Origin of the sequence: Paenibacillus sp. 598K (assembly GCF_003851045.1) — a bacterium.
Taxonomy (GTDB): Bacteria; Bacillota; Bacilli; order Paenibacillales; family Paenibacillaceae; genus Paenibacillus_D.
This window is the reverse complement of record NZ_BFBX01000036.1, coordinates 129,096-129,593: the sequence shown is the minus strand read 5'-3', so window position 1 is coordinate 129,593 and position 498 is coordinate 129,096. Positions and strand designations below refer to the sequence as shown.

At 59.2% G+C, this 498-nt stretch carries 1 protein-coding gene; it reads right to left on the bottom strand.

Going from position 1 to position 498, the window contains the following annotated elements; genetic code table 11:
- The coding region (locus PA598K_RS13175; RefSeq protein ID WP_128657419.1) for an ATP-binding cassette domain-containing protein at window positions 1-498 on the bottom strand (498 nt) is incomplete at both ends.

Here is a 498-nt window from a genome sequence, read left to right as displayed (position 1 = left end):
CATCAGCCACCAACTGGCCGCGATGGAGGATGATCGCCCGGTCGATCAAATTATCGATATCACCGATCAGATGCGTGGCGATGACCAGCGTCTGATCGTCCTGTAGCTGCGCAACCGCGAGCTGGATAAAGGCTTGCCGACTGAGCAAATCCTTGCCCTGGAACGGTTCGTCCATGACGATCAGCCGCGCCGACTTGGCCAGCCCGGCGCTGATCTCCACCTTCAGCTTCTGCCCCTTGGAGAACGTGCGCAGCTTGCGATCGAGCGGAATCTCGTAGTACGTCAGCAGCTCCAGGTAACGCTTCTGGTCGAAGCGCGGGAAAAAACCGGCGAGAAACTCCCCGTAAGCGACGGGCGTCATATAGGGCAGGTAACTGCCCTCTTCCGTAATAAAGGCCATCTCGTCGTAGTGATCCTGCGGCTGGCCGCCGAATACCTTGAGCTCGCCGCTTGTGAGCGAGGCAAGGCCCATGATCGCCTTGAGCAGCGTCGTCTTGC